Here is a 17,802-nt window from a genome sequence, read left to right as displayed (position 1 = left end):
ATTTGGCCTGAAAATGTACCAATCTAAGTGGTTGGAATTTTCCCGGTAAGTACTGCTGAATTTAGTAAAGGTGGCCACTTGCAGGAGGTCAATTTTACAACCTATTTTGCTAGCCCCGTCAAACCCTTGATCATTGGCACGTATTGCGTCCCGAGATGCTTAGCTTGTGAATCAGAAATTAACCCGGCACAACCTGACTGACTGGTCGGATTTTGGGGTTGTTGCATGGGTGTAATTCCTATTTAATTAATCAACTGATTAATTAAGGATAAATGCCTGTGACTGACAATCCATCCACTCGAGGCCGCGGGCGCCCAAAAGATCCTGAGCGTGAATCCCAGGTGCGTGAGGCACTTATGCACTCAGCCTACTCTCTACTTCGGAATAAGGCCTTCCGTGATATTTCGATTCGGGAGATTGCTCAGGGAGCAGGGGTGAATTCTGCGATGATCAGTTACCACTTTGGCGGTAAGGAGGGGCTAATTATCGAGGTGGTTCGGAGCCAAATCATGCAGTATGGCCCCGCGTTTGTTAGTGCAGGGCTGGATGGAGGGGAGCCCTCTTTAGAGTTGCTGAAAGAAGCAATGAGTCGAATGATACGCCTATACATCAAGGAGCCCTGGATTCCGCGCCTGATTGCTGATGAAGTGGCTTCCAAATCTGGTCGAATGCGCGAACTCTTTGTTGACAGGTTAGCCTCACAACTGGTGCCAAAGCTGCGCGGGTTGCTGGGAATTCTCCAATCCAGCGGCCAGTTGCGAGAGGACCTGGATATTGACCTGATGCCAGTCTCTTTTATCAGTCTGATTGCCTTTCCCTTCATCGCTGGCGACCCCTTGAAGGAGGGGTTTGGCTTTGCTCTGGGGGAGGAAAACCGGGAGAGATGGATTAACCATACTGTTCAACTTTTGCTCCGTGGCGTTTCTAATAAATCTGTGACCGAAGGCGAGGATGTCGGCAATGGAAATTAAGACTCATATGAAAGCACTGATGAATCGCCGGCTGGCATTACCGGCCCTGATTGCGGCAGGGCTAGTTGTATCTATGGCCCTGGTTGCCACTAAAGGTGAGCCTAAACACGATGCTATAGAGGCTCCCATAACGATGGTAGATGCAATAAAGGTGCAGGAGTTACCGTTGCGAGCCCAAGCCATTGCATATGGGGAGGTGAAACCCAGTACTTTCCTGGAAGCCAATGCAGAAGTCAGTGGTAGGGTGGTGTATACAGCTCCGGAATTGGAGCGGGGAAATATTATCTCTGCGGGTACATTGGTGCTGAAGATCGATGATAGCAGCTACCAGCTTGCCCTGGCGCAGGCTGAAAGTGACTTGGCGGCAAATCGCGCTAACTTGCAAGAGCTGGACGTGGAAGAGGCCAATAGTAAACGCTCTTTGGACATCGCCGAGCGCACCCTCAAATTGGGTGAGAAAGAACTCGCTCGCAAACAAAAGTTAGTTGCTAAGGGAACCGTCTCCCGCTCGACCGTAGATACTGAAGAGCAAAATATGCTGCGCTTGCGCCAGGAAGTGCAGAACCAGAGCAGCCAGCTCTCCCTTTTCCCGACCCGCCGCAAAGTGATTGAAGCCCAGATAGCTCGCTCAGAAGCTCAGGTACGAGACAGTAAATACAATCTGGAGCGCACCCAGGTGATCCTGCCATTTACTGCTCGTATTGGCGAAGTTCATGTTGAAGAAAACCAATATGTTGCTGGCAATGCCCGTTTATTTGATGCAAGCGGCCTTGCCCAAGTAGAAATTGCAGCAGAGCTCCCTATGGTTCATGTGGCTCCACTTTTGCGCAATTTAAGGCCTGGCATAGATTCCAATCCGACTCCTGATGATCTACCCAAGATGTTGTTGGGGCTGGAAGCTCGGATCACCCTGGTGGGTGGCCCGGGGAATAGTGAGTGGCAGGGGAGGGTAGTGCGTTTGGGTGGAACCCTGGATAGCACCAGTCGAACACTCTCCGTTGTTGTAGCTGTGGATGACCCCTACGGCAAAGCGGTGACCGGTGAAAAACCACCGCTATTTCGCGGTATGTATGCTCGTGTAGAGTTATTGGCTCCCGCCGCACCAGCACTCGCCATACCCCGCCGTGCCCTCCATGAAGGCAAGGTTTATCTGGTAGAAAATGGTCAACTAAGAGTGCGCCCCGTACAGATTGACTACCACCAAGGCGACACCACTGTGATTCGCGAGGGATTGAATCCCGGAGAGCAGGTTATTGTGACTGATGTAATCCCTGCGATTAATGGAATGGCAGTTTCCGTTGTCAGCGCAGAACAATCCGTCGCGGCGAGTGCTAGAGGTACCCAGCAGTGATTCGTTATTTTGCCGGTCACCCAACGGCGGCCAATTTATTGATGGTTGCGCTGATGCTAAGCGGGCTTTTTGTTCTGCCTGGTATGAAGCGTGAAACGATGCCGGAAATCGATAAGTTTGAGGTTCAGGTTTCGGTACCATATGCCGGAGCTGCGGCAGCCGAAGTGGAAGATAGTATTTGTCTTCCCTTGGAGGAGGCCACCGATGGCATCAGCTTTATTGATGAGCGACTGTGTGAGGCAAAAGATAACCTGGGCCTGATGATCCTCAAGATGCAAGAAGCGGGTGATATGGACCAGTTTGTTGCTGATGTGGAGTCCGCAGTAGACAGTATCGATTCGCTTCCTGCAGAAAGCGAGCGCCCGGTGATTGAAGAGCTGGGCCGCACTCAGGGGGTGGTTAGTATTGCTATCAGTGCTGACCTTCCTTTGCCCCAATTAAACCAGCTGGCAGAGCATTATCGCCGAGAATTACTTCGCGATCCCGCTATTCCTATTGTGCGCATTTCCGGTTTTTCTGACCACCAGCTTCAGATTGAAGTTTCAGATTTTAACTTGCGCCAGTACGGCCTCAGTGTGATGGATCTGGCCAATATTATTGACCAGCAAGCGATCGACATGCCCGCCGGCAAGGTATCCACGCCGGATCGAGAGTACCAGGTGCGCTTTACTGAAGAGCGCCGCACGGTGGCAGAGTTGGAAAACCTTGTGGTGATTAAAGGTGGTGATGGAGCGGAAGTCCGACTTGGGGATATTGCAAAAATTTACGATGACTTTGAGCTGGCTGAAGACAAAATTACTTTTGACGGTCATCGTGCAGCGCTTCTCAATGTCGAGAAGAATAGTGTGGATGATAGCTTGCGTGTGCTTGAAGCCGTACGCGACTTTGTCGACCGTGAAAATGAAAATCTGCCTGAGGGTATGAAACTCACTCTAACCCAAGACAGCGCCTCTATCGTTGCGGATCGCTTGCAGATGATTATGGCTAACGCCTGGCAGGGCCTGATTTTGGTAGCGCTGGCTCTCTATCTGTTTTTCAGTGGCCGCTACGTCTTTTGGGTGGTCATGGGCTTGCCGGTTTCATTCCTGGGTTCGTTTGCACTGATCACGGCCATGGGCGTGTCCATTAATATGATCAGTCTGGTAGGACTGCTGGTTGCCATTGGTATCCTGATGGATGACGCCATTGTGTTATCGGAGAGTATTGCCAGTGAACACCGTGAGGGAAGGTCGCCGTTGGAAGCGGTTATCAATGGCACCAAGCGAGTGGCTCGTGGAGTACTGTCTTCATTCGCAACTACGGTAATGGTGTTTGGAGGACTGGTCTTTATTAAGGGGGATATGGGGCAGGTCCTCAAGGTGCTCCCGATTGTATTGATTTCTGTATTGCTCATTAGTCTGATCGAGGCTTTCCTGATTTTGCCGGCACACTTGCGCCATGCCCTTGAGCATAAAAGTCGCCCCCCCGCCTGGAAGCAGGCTTTTGCCAAACGTTTTGATGGTTGGCGAGAAAATATGGGGCGCGCAGCGGATTGGGCTGTTAAATATCGCTATGCCTTTGTCGGGGGTGTATTTGGCTTGTTCCTGGTCACTATTAGTTTGATGACATCGGGAATCGTCAAATTTCAGGGTTTCCCCACCTTGGAGGGCGATTTATTGCAAGCCCGGATCTTGATGCCCCAAGGCACGTCTTTGGTCGATATGGAGAATTTAGTCGATAAGCAGTTGAAGGCGTTGGATCAAGTTGCCTCAGAACTTTCTGAAAGTGAAAGAGCGCCTCTGGTGAACCATACGAGTGTCACTTTTGGTGTTAACGGAGATGCTTTTGAATCGGGGCCCCATGTGGCCACTATTAATGTCGATCTGCTCGCCGCTGAAGGTCGCAATACCAGCATGGATGAGTTGCGCCATGCTTGGCGTGAGGCTGCCGGCGACACGCCAGGGGCAATCGCTATTCTTTATAAGGAGCCCGCCTTAGGCCCTGCCGGCCGTGCTATCCACTTGCGCCTTGCCGGTTTGGAGCTGGATCAACTAAAGGCAGCGTCCATTCGCTTGCAGAATTGGTTGCGTGGATACGACGGCGTAGTGAATGTGGTGGATGACTTGCGTCCCGGCAAGCCGCAACTCACCGTCAAAATGCGTGAAGGCGCCTATGCCTCTGGCCTGGATGCCAGCAATGTTGCCAATCAGTTGCGAGCTGCTTACCAGGGGATGGAGATAGATGAAATTCAATATCGGGGGGAGACCTACGAGATACAGGTTCGTATGGATGCAGATTCCCGCGGAGCGCTGAGCCGTTTCGATGAATTGGTCATTATCCATCCATCTACCAAGCAACGGGTTCCGCTGATTGCCGTTGCCGATATAGAAATGAATCGGGAGTATGCGCGAATTCAACGTATTGACGGCGAGCGGGTAGTGAGTGTGTTTGCTGATGTCTTCACTGAGAAAGCGAATGCTGGACAGGTACTTGGCGATACCCAGGAGAAGTTCCTGTCTGAGCTTACCCGTGAGTTCCCGGGATTGCGCGTTGATATGCAAGGGGAAATGAAAAATAGTGAGGTTACCGGTAAGTCCATTGGTCGAGCCCTGTTAATAGGTGCCATTGGTATCTACCTTCTCCTATCCATGCAATTCCGTAGCTACGTGGAGCCTCTGATCGTATTGGTGGCTATTCCCCTGGCACTGATTGGTGTTATTTGGGGGCATCTGATCATGGGGCAGAATATGTCTATGCCCAGTATGATGGGTTTTGTCTCTCTCGCCGGAATTGTGGTCAATGACTCAATTTTGCTCGTGGAGTTTGTGAAGCGGCGAGTGCGTGAGGGAATGGATGTACATAGCGCGGCAAGTCAGGCCAGTCGCGATCGTTTCCGGGCAATCTTCCTTACCTCACTGACTACAATTGTCGGTCTGTTGCCACTGCTATTTGAAACCAGCTTGCAGGCACAAGTGTTGGTACCTCTGGTCACCAGTATTGTGTTTGGTATTAGCAGCTCTACTATTCTGATCCTTCTGGTGCTACCGGCGCTCTACGGAATACTGGAGGATTTTGGGTTTACTGAACCTCAAGAAGAGAGTGATGGCGAAGACGTATTAGTACCGGCGCCTATGGTAACTGCGCCAAGTAGTTAATACTTTTCTTCGAATTACTCAGAATAATGCCTAGCTTAGTGCACCCAAAGTGGTAGTAATAAGCTAGGCAATGTACTTTGGGTTAGTCTTTCCAAAGCCTACGATTAATAGTTTTGCCAATCTTAGTAAGGTAAAAGCAGGGGGCTTCTAACAGTTCATAGTCTCCAAAATGATTTTGGGGGCATCATCATATCGACAGATTGGTTAAACTTTTGAAAATTGCGTAGCCCCGATTTTTCAAGGGATTGAATTTCGTTCTCGACAGACTTGACAAGGCATATTTCTATGCTTTTCAGGATGAATTGAGCAACTTATTTAAACAGATCAAAGGTGCCAGAATTGTATTGATTAGTTGTAGCTCTAAATTAAAGTACTAAGTCGTGCTCGGGTGAGATAGCCTCCCGGACAAAATATATAATTTGGTCGCCTCTTCTGCTAGAAAATTTTTGTATTCCATAGCTAATCTACTGAACTCTTCCAGTTTTTGGGAGCTTGAATGTCTGCCAAAATAAGGGGAATAAATATTGCCACTTTTCAGAAGGAGCGCCTTCACCAGGAGAGTAATAAGCTCGAGTCTTACTGTCTAGTCAGTGTTCGTAATGAGCTGCTTCAAGCAAGTTAGGACGACTTTCTGGTCTCCCTAAAACTGCAATAAATTCTATTCCTCCGATGTCAGAATTCCATAAAAGAAGACCCTCATATTTATAGTATTCTTCTGCTGGTAAGGTGCCCCAGGCATTATTTGCAACTTTTAAAAGTTCTCATGAGAGTATATGTTTATATCAAAATCCAGAGGTAGATCAGAATCTGTCGGGCATGGAAATCTTGCTGAGGAGGGCAGAAAACGAAGTTCTGTACCGGGAAACTTACAAATTACCGGTACAGACTTGTTTAAGTTTGGTCCCTGGGGTTCGGTGTGCTGCTGAATAAAATTTACAATTCACACCAGTAAACAGATACTAGCGGGGCAGAAATAATCAGTACACCCTGGTAATATAAACTGCATGAAATACGATGCCAGAAAACTTAGTACTGAGGAGCAGCACCTCATACGTAAAATTGCTGTTCAGCGAGTATTTGATGGAGAATCTGCGGCGGAGGTTAGTCGTAGCTTAGGGCTGGGGAGCAGAACTATTTTCCCATGGTTAAGGACTGCTCGGGAGAAAGGTATTGAAGCGCTATCTCCAAAAATTAGACCTGGACGCGGTAGAAAACTGTCAGCTATTGAAGAAGAGGAAGTCAAACGATGGATTATTGGTGGCGATCCAAGGCAATATGGCTTTGATTTCGGATTGTGGACACGTCAGATCGTATCGGATTTGATTTTTGAGAGATTCAAAATTGAACTTAGCGTTTCTAGTGTCGGCACACTTCTACATCGACTGGGCCTGACGCCACAAAAGCCTCTACGAAGAGCTTACGAGAGAGATGAGAAGGCGGTGAATAAATGGGTAAAGGAAGTCTATCCAAAGATTAAATCTTATGCGAAAAAAACTGGTGCAGAAATATTTTGGCTGGACGAGGCTAGTATCAGATCAGACGATCCACTCCAAAGGACATGGGGAGAAAAAGGAAAAACTCCAGTGGTAAAAACGAGTGGTCAAAGACAGTCAATCAATGCGATCTCAGCTTTATCGAATAGAGGTGGCTTCTGGTATCATATTTATAGTGGAAAGTTCACGGCAGAAAAGTGCGTAGAATGCTTCAAAAATTTCCAGAGAAGTCAGAAAAGACCAGTGATTCTCATTGTTGATGGGCACCCAGTACACAAATCGAAAAAGGTATTGGAGTATGTCGATTCACAGGATGGAAAGCTTGAAATGGTGTTCTTACCGCCATATGCACCAAACCTAAATCCAGATGAGTTGGTCTGGAATCATATGAGAAATATAGGGACTTCAAAGAGGCCGCTGAAAAAAGGTGAGACACTACTGAGTCGTGCAAATGCAGATTTGCAGAGCATCAAGAAAAATAGAAAACTTGTGAAATCATTTTTTCAAGAGTCGACTGTATTCTTTGCTGCTGCCTAGGTAGTATCAAGTGGTGAAGCTACATTTTAATCAGAGAGGTAGATCTGCATGTGGGTTAGCGAAGCTTCCCAACTGACTGGCCCAACTAGGCGGTGTAATAAATGGCTTAGTCGACCCAAAGCCTACGATCAATAGTTTTGCCAATCTTAGTAAAGTAAAAATAAGGATCTTCCAGAAGTTCATAATCGCCAAAAGGATTTTTTGGTGTGTCGTCATACCTGGAGATTGGCTTTTCTTTACTGAAGTTTCGCAATCCTGACTCTTCTAATTCCGAAATCTCAACTTCAATAGATTTAGTGAGTTTAATTTCAATATTGTTTAGAATAAAGCGAACAATTTTTTTGAAAAGACTAAAAGCACCAGATTCATATTGATCTGTTGTTGCCCTGAAGGATAGGATTAATTCGTGTTCGGAGGAGATTGCCGCTCTTGTATAATAAGTAAATTGATCTCCTTTTCGAGCGCAAAATTTTTGAACGACATAGGCGATCCACTGAATGTTCCCTGTTTTTGGTAGCCTAAAAGTTTGCCAAAAAAGAGGGAATAGGTAGTACCATTCGTTAAAGGATAAACCAGTGCCAGGCTCGTAATAGGCTTTAATATTACTATCAATCCATAGCTCATAGTTGTTGGCTTCTAATAAGTTTGGGAGGCCAACCGGTCGCCTAAGTGCTGCACGAAAATCCATCCCACCAATCTCTGGATTCCATAAGGGTGTGCCACAGTACTTGTAGTATTCTTCAGCTAGTAGTAGGCCCCAAACATTATCTGAAAGCTTTACGAAATCTTTAAAAGAATAGATATTAAAGTCGAAGTTTAGAGGAAGATTAGGGGTTGAGTCGACTGCTCCTGGTATGAACCTATTGCTGGGGGGCTTAACGAAATTAAGTTTGGTGCCAGATAAGTTGCAACTTACTGGCTTGGACTTACTTAAGTTAGGCCCCTTAGGTTTCTTTGTAGTTCCAAATAACATCTAAAGATTCACACTAATTAGCTTAGATCAAACGGTGAGGCTAGCACGAAACGCGGCAGCTGTCTCTAAATCAGTCAATTCACTTGTGGGCATAGAGCTTAAATCCCCGGCTCTCATCTCTCCGAAGAGCAGTTTTGCTTTTTGTAGTGCACCACCATGAATAGCATTTGCGGCTACAAAGCCAACTGTAGCTGCCCCGGCAACCGTGAGAGCAAGGGATGCATTACTTGCTGTAGCTTCAGAGGCAACATTTATCGTCTTGTAGAGTGACCCGAGAGTTCCATTTAATGCGATTGCTGATTTTTCCGCGATTGCTCCTGCACTTTTGGTAAGAGCATCTAGCTCTCCAGTACTTTGGGATTTAAGTAGGGCGCCAAAAACTCCCGCAGCTCCTACTGATCCGGCCTTAATAGCCGACTTAACAGCACCATGGCTACTAAGCATAGGTGCCTTAGATTTCAGCATATTATTCTTCTGGGATTTGCTTGTTGCTGAAAAGGCTGGGTGCAGTTGGTCACGTTCATGTTTCAAAGCTGAAACTTGAGTGCGGCGTTTCAGAAGGGCATATTCACTTGAGTAGAAACTATCAGTTAATAGATTTTTAAGGCTAACAGGGTTTCTGGTGCCTCGTTTAGCGCTCCATTCCATGCCAATATTGGCCATTGCACGATCTAGTCGATTGTCATTAACAGTATAGTTATTAAGGAATACATGCTGAAGTTTGTGGCTATTCAATTGATCACTTGATGATATGGCATCAGCTTTGTAGATGTTCTCTACATTGACCACCTGCGAAGCTTTTTTTACAGCTTGCTTAAATGTTTTGTCACCGTTTCCAGTAGTTGTCCAGCAAACGACTGGGTCAGGCAAGCCAATTTTCTCGGCAGCTCTAGTCCGTAAATTCTTTGCTTTTTGAACCCTGTCACCTTTTTGCTGAAATATTTCACTTTGATTTTTAGTGCTTAGATTGCCTAAGTCAGGGTTTCTTAAGTGCTTTTTGGCCTCGACACCTTGGGTGATTTTTCGAATGGCTTTTTCATTGGCCGTTCGCCTGCGCTGATACTCCTTAGCACTGATACGAGCTGCATGTGAAATTACACTGGAGATTTCATTAATAAATTTTGCTTCCTTATTAACAGGGGTGGGCTTACGTAAAGTAAAAAATCCCTTAATGGTTTTCTTTTTGGGGTAGTGAAACATATAGAATATGTCATCACTGCTAACTTTGTAATCTGGGTGGCCAGAATTAATTATATGCTCTCCAAATTTGGCACAATGATCGGGGTCTGTAACTTTGGAGTCGCTGATTAAAATGTGTGTTACGGAGGATGGTTTAATTTTAAGTGAGTTACTAGCGGGGCAGAAATAATCAGTACACCCTGGTAATATAAACTGCATGAAATACGATGCCAGAAAACTTAGTACTGAGGAGCAGCACCTCATACGTAAAATTGCTGTTCAGCGAGTATTTGATGGAGAATCTGCGGCGGAGGTTAGTCGTAGCTTAGGGCTGGGGAGCAGAACTATTTTCCCATGGTTAAGGACTGCTCGGGAGAAAGGTATTGAAGCGCTATCTCCAAAAATTAGACCTGGACGCGGTAGAAAACTGTCAGCTATTGAAGAAGAGGAAGTCAAACGATGGATTATTGGTGGCGATCCAAGGCAATATGGCTTTGATTTCGGATTGTGGACACGTCAGATCGTATCGGATTTGATTTTTGAGAGATTCAAAATTGAACTTAGCGTTTCTAGTGTCGGCACACTTCTACATCGACTGGGCCTGACGCCACAAAAGCCTCTACGAAGAGCTTACGAGAGAGATGAGAAGGCGGTGAATAAATGGGTAAAGGAAGTCTATCCAAAGATTAAATCTTATGCGAAAAAAACTGGTGCAGAAATATTTTGGCTGGACGAGGCTAGTATCAGATCAGACGATCCACTCCAAAGGACATGGGGAGAAAAAGGAAAAACTCCAGTGGTAAAAACGAGTGGTCAAAGACAGTCAATCAATGCGATCTCAGCTTTATCGAATAGAGGTGGCTTCTGGTATCATATTTATAGTGGAAAGTTCACGGCAGAAAAGTGCGTAGAATGCTTCAAAAATTTCCAGAGAAGTCAGAAAAGACCAGTGATTCTCATTGTTGATGGGCACCCAGTACACAAATCGAAAAAGGTATTGGAGTATGTCGATTCACAGGATGGAAAGCTTGAAATGGTGTTCTTACCGCCATATGCACCAAACCTAAATCCAGATGAGTTGGTCTGGAATCATATGAGAAATATAGGGACTTCAAAGAGGCCGCTGAAAAAAGGTGAGACACTACTGAGTCGTGCAAATGCAGATTTGCAGAGCATCAAGAAAAATAGAAAACTTGTGAAATCATTTTTTCAAGAGTCGACTGTATTCTTTGCTGCTGCCTAGGTAGTAATATCGATGGCTCGAGATGTCCAAATAGTATTGTTTTCACCAGAGGTTTTTTTACTGGCTGAGATTTCATATAAAACATTCTCTTTCCCATTCTGCTTGAATGACTCATCATCAAAATCAATCTGAATGTCATTGAGGTAAATGTCGCCATCGCGCAAAAGGGTATAGCTTAGCTGGTACCCTCGCTCCGTTTTTACTTTTAAACGCTGGTTATCAACCTGTGAATGTGTATCGAAATCATTGGGTTTGGCTAGTAAGCCTCTGATAGCCATATAGGCACCTACCGCGTGGTAGTTAGGTGAGCTGGTATCAACTGCTTTAGAATGGATGCGTGACCAAAGTTGAGCCGTTCCTGGCGAGGCTACCAGATTACGGCCGCCACTGCTGCAAAGTATATGAGTCTCAATTTGCTGTTCCATAAATGCTTGGTATCCCTGGTCCTGTTTTGGGTCATTGCATCAGATAGGTAGCGCCATGCAAAAGCTAGGCGTCTACTTTTTTCATAGTGGTCATATTTTTAATAATTTATCAGCAGCTGTATTGAGTGTAAATTTGTGAAGTTTGAGTTGGTCGATAATATTCGATTTAAAGATGGTGGGGGAGACTCTTCAGGAGGTTTTTGCTAGAAAAATGATAAGGGAATCACAAAAATTACTCTTGTTTTGACTGGCTAGAACCTTTTCGCGTAATGAGGTGTAATCAGTTTTTAGCTATAAAGTTTTCGGTTTCGAGGAACTGTTACACCAAGGCTATCTAATTTGCTTGAGATCTATATTTACATTTGGGTCTACTTAAGTGTTTGCTAACGTGCTGTATATAAATACAGCCTTGTAGGTTAGAATGAAAAACTGGCAAGTAACGCTAAGGGCTCAGACGGCAGGGCTGTCCCATATAAATCAGTCTAAATGGTGGCTGTAATTATCTTGTCCAAGGTTTCATTATCCCAGCCAGCCTTTTTCCGAAGCCTTTTAATGCTCATGTCTTTTTTAAAGCTGGGCTTTGCCGCTTGCAACTGATTGAGTGCCGAATGCCTCAAGATCGCCATGTTTTCTGGTGCATTTCCTGATCTGAAGCGACTATCATCCTCACGAAAAACCACATCTAAAATCCAGTGTAACGAGTTTTCAACACCCCAGTGAGAGCGAATAATATGATTGAGTTCTGCTGAGCACGGCTCTAAACTACTGATATAGTAGCGCGTTTCGCAACTAGTTCGCCCATCTACAGTTCGTTTCGCCTGGACTGCGATAACACTTCTTAGACCGTGCCATTGCTCTTTACCTTCGAGCCAATCAATACTGTTAGTAGAGAGACATTTTCTGGATTCTATTCGGCCTCGGCTCACCTCTTCCACACAATCAGTATCGACATGCTTGTGGTGCTGCATATCGAACAAATTATTAAAATGCGTGGTAATTTGCTGGTGCAGTTTGTCCTGGTTGCCCTTCACAGCAATCACATAATCGCCGCCTCGTTCGATAATTTTCTGAGTGATCGTTTTCTGGCAGCCCATGGCGTCAAGCGTAATAATCGCACCATTAAGATCAAGAATCTCCAGTAACTTCGGTATGGCCGTAATCTCATTCGACTTTTCTTCTACCTTTTGCTGAGCAAGGACAAGTCGCGCCTCGGACGCAAAAGCACTCACCATATGTATAGGAGATCGTTTACTGGCCTGATCGAAGCTGCGCCTTAGCGTCTTGCCATCGATCGCAATCACGTTACCGAGTTCTTGCTGAATACCTTGGACCCACTGCAGAAAGCAGCGCTTAAATTGTTCGGGGTCTAAGCTTGAAATAACACGGCTAAAAGTGTTTTTTGAGGGTATTCCGCTATTTAGCGGGGTGAATCGTTTTAGGTAATCTATCTTAGATTCTGCGAAATCGACAAAATCTCTACAGCTTTCAGCACCACAAATAACACCGCAAAACATGATAAGTAAAATATCGGGCAGGGCGTGCAGCTTGTGCCGATCAACTCGAGGATCTTCCATGTCGTCAAAGTGATGTAAAAGGCTAACGCTATCCATTTTGTCTGAAAAACACTCTATTTATCAAAAAAGATAGCTATTCTAGGTCTATTTTGTTCGTTTTTACACCGATTTATATGGGACAGCCCTGGCTCAGACGGGGCTTGGATGGTTATGGGTTAATTTAGACTTTTACTGCTTTAAAAAGGAGGCAGTGTGAAAATTTCAGGAAAGTTCGAGGTTACTGTAAAGCCGATGGATCCGTATGCGAAAGGTAGTGAAGGAAACAGCTTGGGGCGTATGTCAATTAATAAAGTCTTTTACGGTGATCTTTCAGGAGAAAGTCGAGGAGAAATGTTAAGTGCAATGACTCCAGTAAAAGGATCTGCGGGGTATGTAGCTATAGAGCAAGTTGCCGGTACTTTAGGTGGTAAGCGAGGCACATTTGTTTTACAGCACTTTGGGACTATGAAGAAAGGAGAGGACTTCCTTATTTTAGAAGTTGTGCCTGATTCTGGCACTGGAGAACTAGTGGGACTCTCTGGGAAAATGTCTATTCAGGTGGATGGTGGAGTTCATTACTACGACTTTGAATACCAACTTGATTAATAGTAGTTTACTGCCTGTATAGCGTCATGGGGAGATTGCCCGATCGAAATTTATACGGCCTGTGCTCGTCTTGATTGAAGGTGCAACCTCGGATTGAATATTTGCTAATAGAAATTCAATCTGGGGGATCAGTGTCGTTTTCATAATACCTAAGTTTAGAAAAAGGGCTGAACAGGTGGGTAAGTCTGCGGGGATATATTGGTGAGTGTATCGTCAAAGAACTTCCTTCCTGTATAGAACAAGATGATATCGCCAGTGGAAATCCGCTGACGATAAATTGCTAGGTCGCTAAAAGTCATAGGAAAGCTGGGCGATTAGCTCTCGTGGTTGGCCGGGAAAATGTCCTTGCCGCTCATTAAAACCGCTCACTGCATACGTTTTATTCAAAAGGTTTTTTACGTTGATACTCAGCTGAATATCATCCCAGCGAGTTGCCCAGCTGGCATCGAGTACAGTGTAGGCCTTTACTTTTTGATCATCGAAGCTTATTTGATCGCTCACATAGTCGGCACCAATAGCAAATGCTGAATCCCATATACTGAGGTCATAGCGGGCCCACAAGCCTGCTTGGTGCTTGGGTGCATTTACGAACTGACCTGAGTCTGACACATTGCGTGAGTCACCCTCAGCGATATACGTATCGTTGTACGCATAATTAGCTGTTATGCTGAGTCTCTGAGTTATGTCACCGACTAAGGTGAACTCGCTTCCACCACTTTGAACCTGCCCGAGGTTGATAATTTCGGCTTCATTCGGGGTCTCATCGGCACTGATATAGGCGGGGTTACTTTGGGCCATATTTGCTTTTTTTATCTGATAGAAGGCTAGAGTGGTCAGGATACGCCCATCCAGCCATTCCTTCTTCACACCAATCTCCACTTGACTGCCAGTACTGGGTTCAAGCTCCTCAGCGCCGCCCTCAAAGTCGTCTGCGCTCACCGGATTAAAGCTCTGGGAGTAATTTGCATAGAGGGATAGTGTATCTACGGGCTTATAAGTGATGCCTGTACGGTAGCTTGCATCATTATCTTTGTAGCTATTGCCGCTTTCTTTTTCAGTTTCGTCGAACTGATCAAGGCGCGCACCTATCATCCAGAACCACTGATTGGTCAATTCCACAGTATCCTGGATATAAATGCTGGTACGGATGCTGGCCGTACCATCCTTATTCATATTGATAAGGTTGTAAGTTGACGGGTCAGTTATCCCGTAGTTGAGTTCGTAGATGTTGAGGTTTGTAACACCGTCTGCTCCAGGGCGCGCTCGCCAATAGTCATATTTTGTATCAACATCATGATAGTCACCACCAAGCAAAATCTGATGATTCATGCCTGAAATGTCTGTGTCATACACAAAGTCCAAAGTAAGGCTCAGCTCTTCATTTGCCCGGTACTGATCGCGGTACTCACGGCGGATGGTTCCATCTTCAGCATTGGCCATTCCATCACCATTGATGTCTACCCAACCGCGTGATTCGTGATAAGCCTGCTCCCTTTCATTTTCCATGTAACGCAATGTTGCGTTAAGGTTCAGGCTATCTGTCACCTTATGCTTGACTTTGGTTCGTAGAACCAAGGCTTTTAGGTTTTGATAATCAGATTTTTCGTTGGTGTTGTAGGAAGGATCTACCAGGAATTTGCCGTCATCATTAACGGGTACGCCGCGCAAGCGGTTACCGCCTAGGTTTTGTTCTATGTGCTCGAAGGTGGTCGTCAGGTGAGTGTCTGCTGAGAGGTCAAATAGTAGTCCCCCGGCAAGTTCAATGTTCTCGCTGTTCGCATTATTGCGAAAGCTATCTTGAGATTCATAGAAGCCTCCTAAACGATAGGCGATATTTCCAATTACACCGCCTGTTAGCTCGATAGAAGCTCCTTTTAGCGATTCGCTTCCGGAGGTGACTGTTAATTCACGGCGCTCATCGAAGGTTGGCCTCTTGGAGGTGTAGTTAATCATCCCTCCGGGCTCACCGCCGCCATAGAGGGCGGAGGATGGCCCTTTTAGTACCTCGATGCGCGCTACATTTGATACTTGAGGAACACTAAACCCCGAATAGGGATCGCCGCGGACTCCATCGTAAAAAATATTTTTATTGTCTCGAAATCCCCGAAATGTGACACCGGAATAGCTGAATTCACTAACTCCTGCGATGGAGCGGTACAAGTCAGTGATATCGCGGGCAGCCTGGTCTTCAATAAGCTGTTCATTTAGTACCTGAGCAGACATTGCAATATTCAATAAGTCTGCGTCAGTTTTAGTTCCAACTTGTGTATGAGAGTCCAGATAAAATTGTTGGGCTCTACCAATAACTTCAACTTCTTCTACCGTTTGAGTTACTTCCTGGGCAGACACCAACGCAGCAGGGGCTAGTGAGGCCCATACTGCCAAGTTGAGTTGTTGAGGGTACATATTGATAGAATTCCGTACAAATAGGGTCGATTATAATTGATAATGGCTGAAATTTTTGAGATGTAGTAATAATTGTGAGGCAGTCGTAGGAAGCTAAAAAGCTATTGTGCTGATTGGAGAGTAGGTAGGAAGAGTTGATAGCTGAGAACCCTAGCTTTCAAAAGCATTGATTTTCATTGAAAGGGTGTCAGTAATAGGTTAGGGAATTGATGGTTTGTTCGAATGATTGAATTAAGAAACATTGAAAAGAATGATGAAGCACTACTGGTTGAGCACTTAAATGATGAGTCTGTGCTTAAGTATTTGTCATCGAGAATTCCTCACCCTTATACATTGGAAGATGCTGCTTGGTGGGTTGATAAAGGTTGTAAGAAGGAAGGGATTGTAAAAGCAATAGAGTACAGAGGGGCCTTTTGCGGGATTATAAGTATGCGCGAGCAGCTGTTTGAGCATTCTCACTCCGGTGAGGTTGGATATTGGGTTGCGCGAGAATTTTGGGGGAGAGGAATTGCTACTATTGCTTTGACTCAGTTTACTCGTGAGATTTTTTCTTCACAAAATATTGTCAGGCTTTATGCCTCTGTCTTTTCTGGAAATGTCGGATCAATGAAGGTTTTACAGAAGGCGGGGTATAAGCATGAAGGGACTTTAAGCTGCTCAGTAAAAAAAGGGGGTATTTATTTTGATGAGTACATTTTCGCCAAGGTGAATGCCCCATCATAAAATTTCGAGTTATATTCTTAGTTGTGGAATATTAGAATTGAACAGAGATACTGAATTCAGTAGAGAGCTGAGTAGGATATCAAAATACTTCAGCTACCTGCTCAGGCATAAGCCTGAAGCCATCGGCTTGTTTATGGATGAGAATGGATGGGTGGCAGTTGATGAGTTGATTCAGAAAACTGTAGATTTTGAGCTAAACAGGGATTTGGTTTCTGTCGTTGTGGAAACCAATGATAAGCAGCGGTTTTCTATAAGTGATGATGGTCTTTCTATCAGAGCCAATCAGGGACATTCTGTAGATATTAATTTACATTTAAGCCCCCTTGAACCACCAGGTGCGCTTCTCCATGGCACTGCAGAGCGTTTTGTTGAAGATATCCTCGCGCAAGGACTGAAGAAAATGCAAAGGCATCATGTTCACCTGTCAGAATCTGAGGCTGTTGCTCGATCTGTTGGTGCCAGGTATGGCAAGCCCGTACTGTTAAGGGTGGAGGCTAAATCCATGCATCGAGATGGTTTTGATTTTTATCGCTCTGCTAATAATGTGTGGCTGGTTGATCATGTGCCAGTCAAGTATATGAAGTTACTTTAAAGGCAGGGGTTATCAGTATTGTTATATGGGTACTGTTAGTGGAGGGATACTCTAGAGTCAGCTTATTTATAAAGGAAGAGCCATTGATCAAGATACACCCCTTGAATGGATAGGCCTATTGGGGGTGAAGATAGCTTTATAAATTTCTATGCCAAAATAAGGAATAATTATAATTTTTCTGTATACCAAATTTTTGGAGTTACAAGCACGCCAGCCTTCTTCTTGGCTTCTTCAAGTTCACTACTATTGACAAATTTAATTGCATGCTCTTTCGAAGGAAATTCATGGATCACGGTCACATTATGGTGATTGTCAATTTCCCGGTATACGGATGTGGCAGTAGCACCCATTTGCTCAACTATAGGCATAAACTCCTTTAGCGCTCTGTGCCATTCGTTGAAGTCCTTAACATTTGCGTGTACAAATAGATGTATCATATGGATACCAGTTGGTCAGAAGATGCTGCGTGTTATACAACCTTGTGAATAGTTATAGTAGTTAGCTATTCAGGGTCAAGTTTTAAAAAGGTTCCCTATAGTAGCCTTTGGGTCGCAAAGGAGATGTTCGGCAGGTAGTTGGGGGTCGGTTGTTATAATAGTCCTTTAAATTTATTAAT

The 17,802-nt window shown here is 45.1% G+C and carries 14 protein-coding genes; 8 read left to right on the top strand and 6 right to left on the bottom strand.

The annotated features are described in order from the left end of the window. Positions 1-278: 278 nt before the first annotated feature. From ACJJIQ_RS09450 to ACJJIQ_RS09435, 4 genes are all read left to right on the top strand, one after another. Positions 279-971 carry a TetR/AcrR family transcriptional regulator gene (locus ACJJIQ_RS09450; protein ID WP_444957528.1) on the top strand — a complete coding sequence of 231 codons (693 nt, stop codon included), beginning with the start codon at positions 279-281 and terminating at the stop codon, positions 969-971. After that, on the top strand, positions 961-2,322 hold the full coding sequence (locus ACJJIQ_RS09445; RefSeq protein WP_445364453.1) for an efflux RND transporter periplasmic adaptor subunit: 1,362 nt from the start codon (positions 961-963) through the stop codon (positions 2,320-2,322). The genes ACJJIQ_RS09450 and ACJJIQ_RS09445 overlap by 11 nt, the downstream gene beginning before the upstream one ends. Further along, entirely contained in the window at positions 2,319-5,456 is a 3,138-nt protein-coding gene (locus ACJJIQ_RS09440; RefSeq protein ID WP_445364452.1) for an efflux RND transporter permease subunit, read from the top strand. The genes ACJJIQ_RS09445 and ACJJIQ_RS09440 overlap by 4 nt, the downstream gene beginning before the upstream one ends. Before the next feature lie 1,004 nt (positions 5,457-6,460). After that, positions 6,461-7,486, top strand: coding sequence for an IS630 family transposase (locus ACJJIQ_RS09435; RefSeq protein WP_445362554.1), 1,026 nt, complete (start codon positions 6,461-6,463; stop codon positions 7,484-7,486). 106 nt (positions 7,487-7,592) lie between these two features. Here ACJJIQ_RS09435 and ACJJIQ_RS09430 read toward each other — a convergent pair whose 3' ends face one another. Together ACJJIQ_RS09430 and ACJJIQ_RS09425 are read right to left on the bottom strand one after the other, a co-directional pair. Beyond that, entirely contained in the window at positions 7,593-8,459 is an 867-nt protein-coding gene (locus ACJJIQ_RS09430; protein WP_445364451.1) for a hypothetical protein, read from the bottom strand. A 27-nt stretch (positions 8,460-8,486) separates the two neighbouring features. Further along, positions 8,487-9,857 (bottom strand): hypothetical protein, encoded by a 1,371-nt coding sequence (locus tag ACJJIQ_RS09425; RefSeq protein ID WP_445364450.1) that lies wholly within the window; start codon positions 9,855-9,857, stop codon positions 8,487-8,489. Here ACJJIQ_RS09425 and ACJJIQ_RS09420 point away from each other — a divergent pair. Next, entirely contained in the window at positions 9,856-10,881 is a 1,026-nt protein-coding gene (locus tag ACJJIQ_RS09420) for an IS630 family transposase (protein ID WP_445362554.1), read from the top strand. The two genes, ACJJIQ_RS09425 and ACJJIQ_RS09420, sit on opposite strands and share 2 nt — an antisense overlap. On the opposite strand, the gene ACJJIQ_RS09415 is transcribed toward ACJJIQ_RS09420, so the two are convergent. Together ACJJIQ_RS09415 and ACJJIQ_RS09410 are read right to left on the bottom strand one after the other, a co-directional pair. Beyond that, positions 10,878-11,306, bottom strand: a complete 429-nt coding sequence (locus tag ACJJIQ_RS09415; protein ID WP_445364449.1) for a hypothetical protein — start codon at positions 11,304-11,306, stop codon at positions 10,878-10,880. The two genes, ACJJIQ_RS09420 and ACJJIQ_RS09415, sit on opposite strands and share 4 nt — an antisense overlap. A gap of 482 nt (positions 11,307-11,788) precedes the next feature. Next, positions 11,789-12,916, bottom strand: a complete 1,128-nt coding sequence (locus ACJJIQ_RS09410; protein ID WP_445362101.1) for an ISAs1 family transposase — start codon at positions 12,914-12,916, stop codon at positions 11,789-11,791. A gap of 156 nt (positions 12,917-13,072) precedes the next feature. On the opposite strand from ACJJIQ_RS09410, the gene ACJJIQ_RS09405 reads away from it, so the two are divergent. Continuing rightward, the gene (locus ACJJIQ_RS09405; protein ID WP_413665625.1) at positions 13,073-13,465 is read left to right on the top strand and encodes a DUF3224 domain-containing protein; all 393 of its coding nucleotides are present in this window, start codon (positions 13,073-13,075) and stop codon (positions 13,463-13,465) included. Between the two features lie 288 nt (positions 13,466-13,753). On the opposite strand, the gene ACJJIQ_RS09400 is transcribed toward ACJJIQ_RS09405, so the two are convergent. Then, positions 13,754-15,871 carry a TonB-dependent siderophore receptor gene (locus ACJJIQ_RS09400; RefSeq protein ID WP_445364448.1) on the bottom strand — a complete coding sequence of 706 codons (2,118 nt, stop codon included), beginning with the start codon at positions 15,869-15,871 and terminating at the stop codon, positions 13,754-13,756. Between the two features lie 222 nt (positions 15,872-16,093). Between ACJJIQ_RS09400 and ACJJIQ_RS09395 the strand changes: the two genes are divergently transcribed. Both ACJJIQ_RS09395 and ACJJIQ_RS09390 read left to right on the top strand, forming a co-directional pair. Then, positions 16,094-16,594 (top strand): GNAT family N-acetyltransferase, encoded by a 501-nt coding sequence (locus ACJJIQ_RS09395; RefSeq protein ID WP_445364447.1) that lies wholly within the window; start codon positions 16,094-16,096, stop codon positions 16,592-16,594. A 37-nt stretch (positions 16,595-16,631) separates the two neighbouring features. After that, entirely contained in the window at positions 16,632-17,186 is a 555-nt protein-coding gene (locus ACJJIQ_RS09390) for an RNA 2'-phosphotransferase (protein ID WP_444905401.1), read from the top strand. A gap of 167 nt (positions 17,187-17,353) precedes the next feature. On the opposite strand, the gene ACJJIQ_RS09385 is transcribed toward ACJJIQ_RS09390, so the two are convergent. Then, positions 17,354-17,623, bottom strand: coding sequence for a DUF1330 domain-containing protein (locus tag ACJJIQ_RS09385; protein WP_444897134.1), 270 nt, complete (start codon positions 17,621-17,623; stop codon positions 17,354-17,356). Between the last annotated feature and the right edge of the window lie 179 nt (positions 17,624-17,802).

It is taken from the genome of Microbulbifer maximicatervae (SeqCode) (assembly GCF_052468295.1).
The sequence above is the reverse complement of the archived record's forward strand: the minus strand, read 5'-3'. Positions and strand labels throughout refer to the sequence as shown.

What these genes read in the sequence shown, in the direction of transcription:
- ACJJIQ_RS09400 (WP_445364448.1), bottom strand. Translation starts at nt 15,871, where the DNA reads ATGTACCCTCAACAACTCAACTTGGCAGTATGGGCCTCACTAGCCCCT.
- ACJJIQ_RS09395 (WP_445364447.1), top strand. Translation starts at nt 16,094, where the DNA reads ATGATTGAATTAAGAAACATTGAAAAGAATGATGAAGCACTACTGGTT.
- ACJJIQ_RS09420 (WP_445362554.1), top strand. Translation starts at nt 9,856, where the DNA reads ATGAAATACGATGCCAGAAAACTTAGTACTGAGGAGCAGCACCTCATA.
- ACJJIQ_RS09385 (WP_444897134.1), bottom strand. Translation starts at nt 17,623, where the DNA reads ATGATACATCTATTTGTACACGCAAATGTTAAGGACTTCAACGAATGG.
- ACJJIQ_RS09425 (WP_445364450.1), bottom strand. Translation starts at nt 9,857, where the DNA reads ATGCAGTTTATATTACCAGGGTGTACTGATTATTTCTGCCCCGCTAGT.
- ACJJIQ_RS09430 (WP_445364451.1), bottom strand. Translation starts at nt 8,459, where the DNA reads ATGTTATTTGGAACTACAAAGAAACCTAAGGGGCCTAACTTAAGTAAG.
- ACJJIQ_RS09415 (WP_445364449.1), bottom strand. Translation starts at nt 11,306, where the DNA reads ATGGAACAGCAAATTGAGACTCATATACTTTGCAGCAGTGGCGGCCGT.
- ACJJIQ_RS09445 (WP_445364453.1), top strand. Translation starts at nt 961, where the DNA reads ATGGAAATTAAGACTCATATGAAAGCACTGATGAATCGCCGGCTGGCA.
- ACJJIQ_RS09410 (WP_445362101.1), bottom strand. Translation starts at nt 12,916, where the DNA reads ATGGATAGCGTTAGCCTTTTACATCACTTTGACGACATGGAAGATCCT.
- ACJJIQ_RS09435 (WP_445362554.1), top strand. Translation starts at nt 6,461, where the DNA reads ATGAAATACGATGCCAGAAAACTTAGTACTGAGGAGCAGCACCTCATA.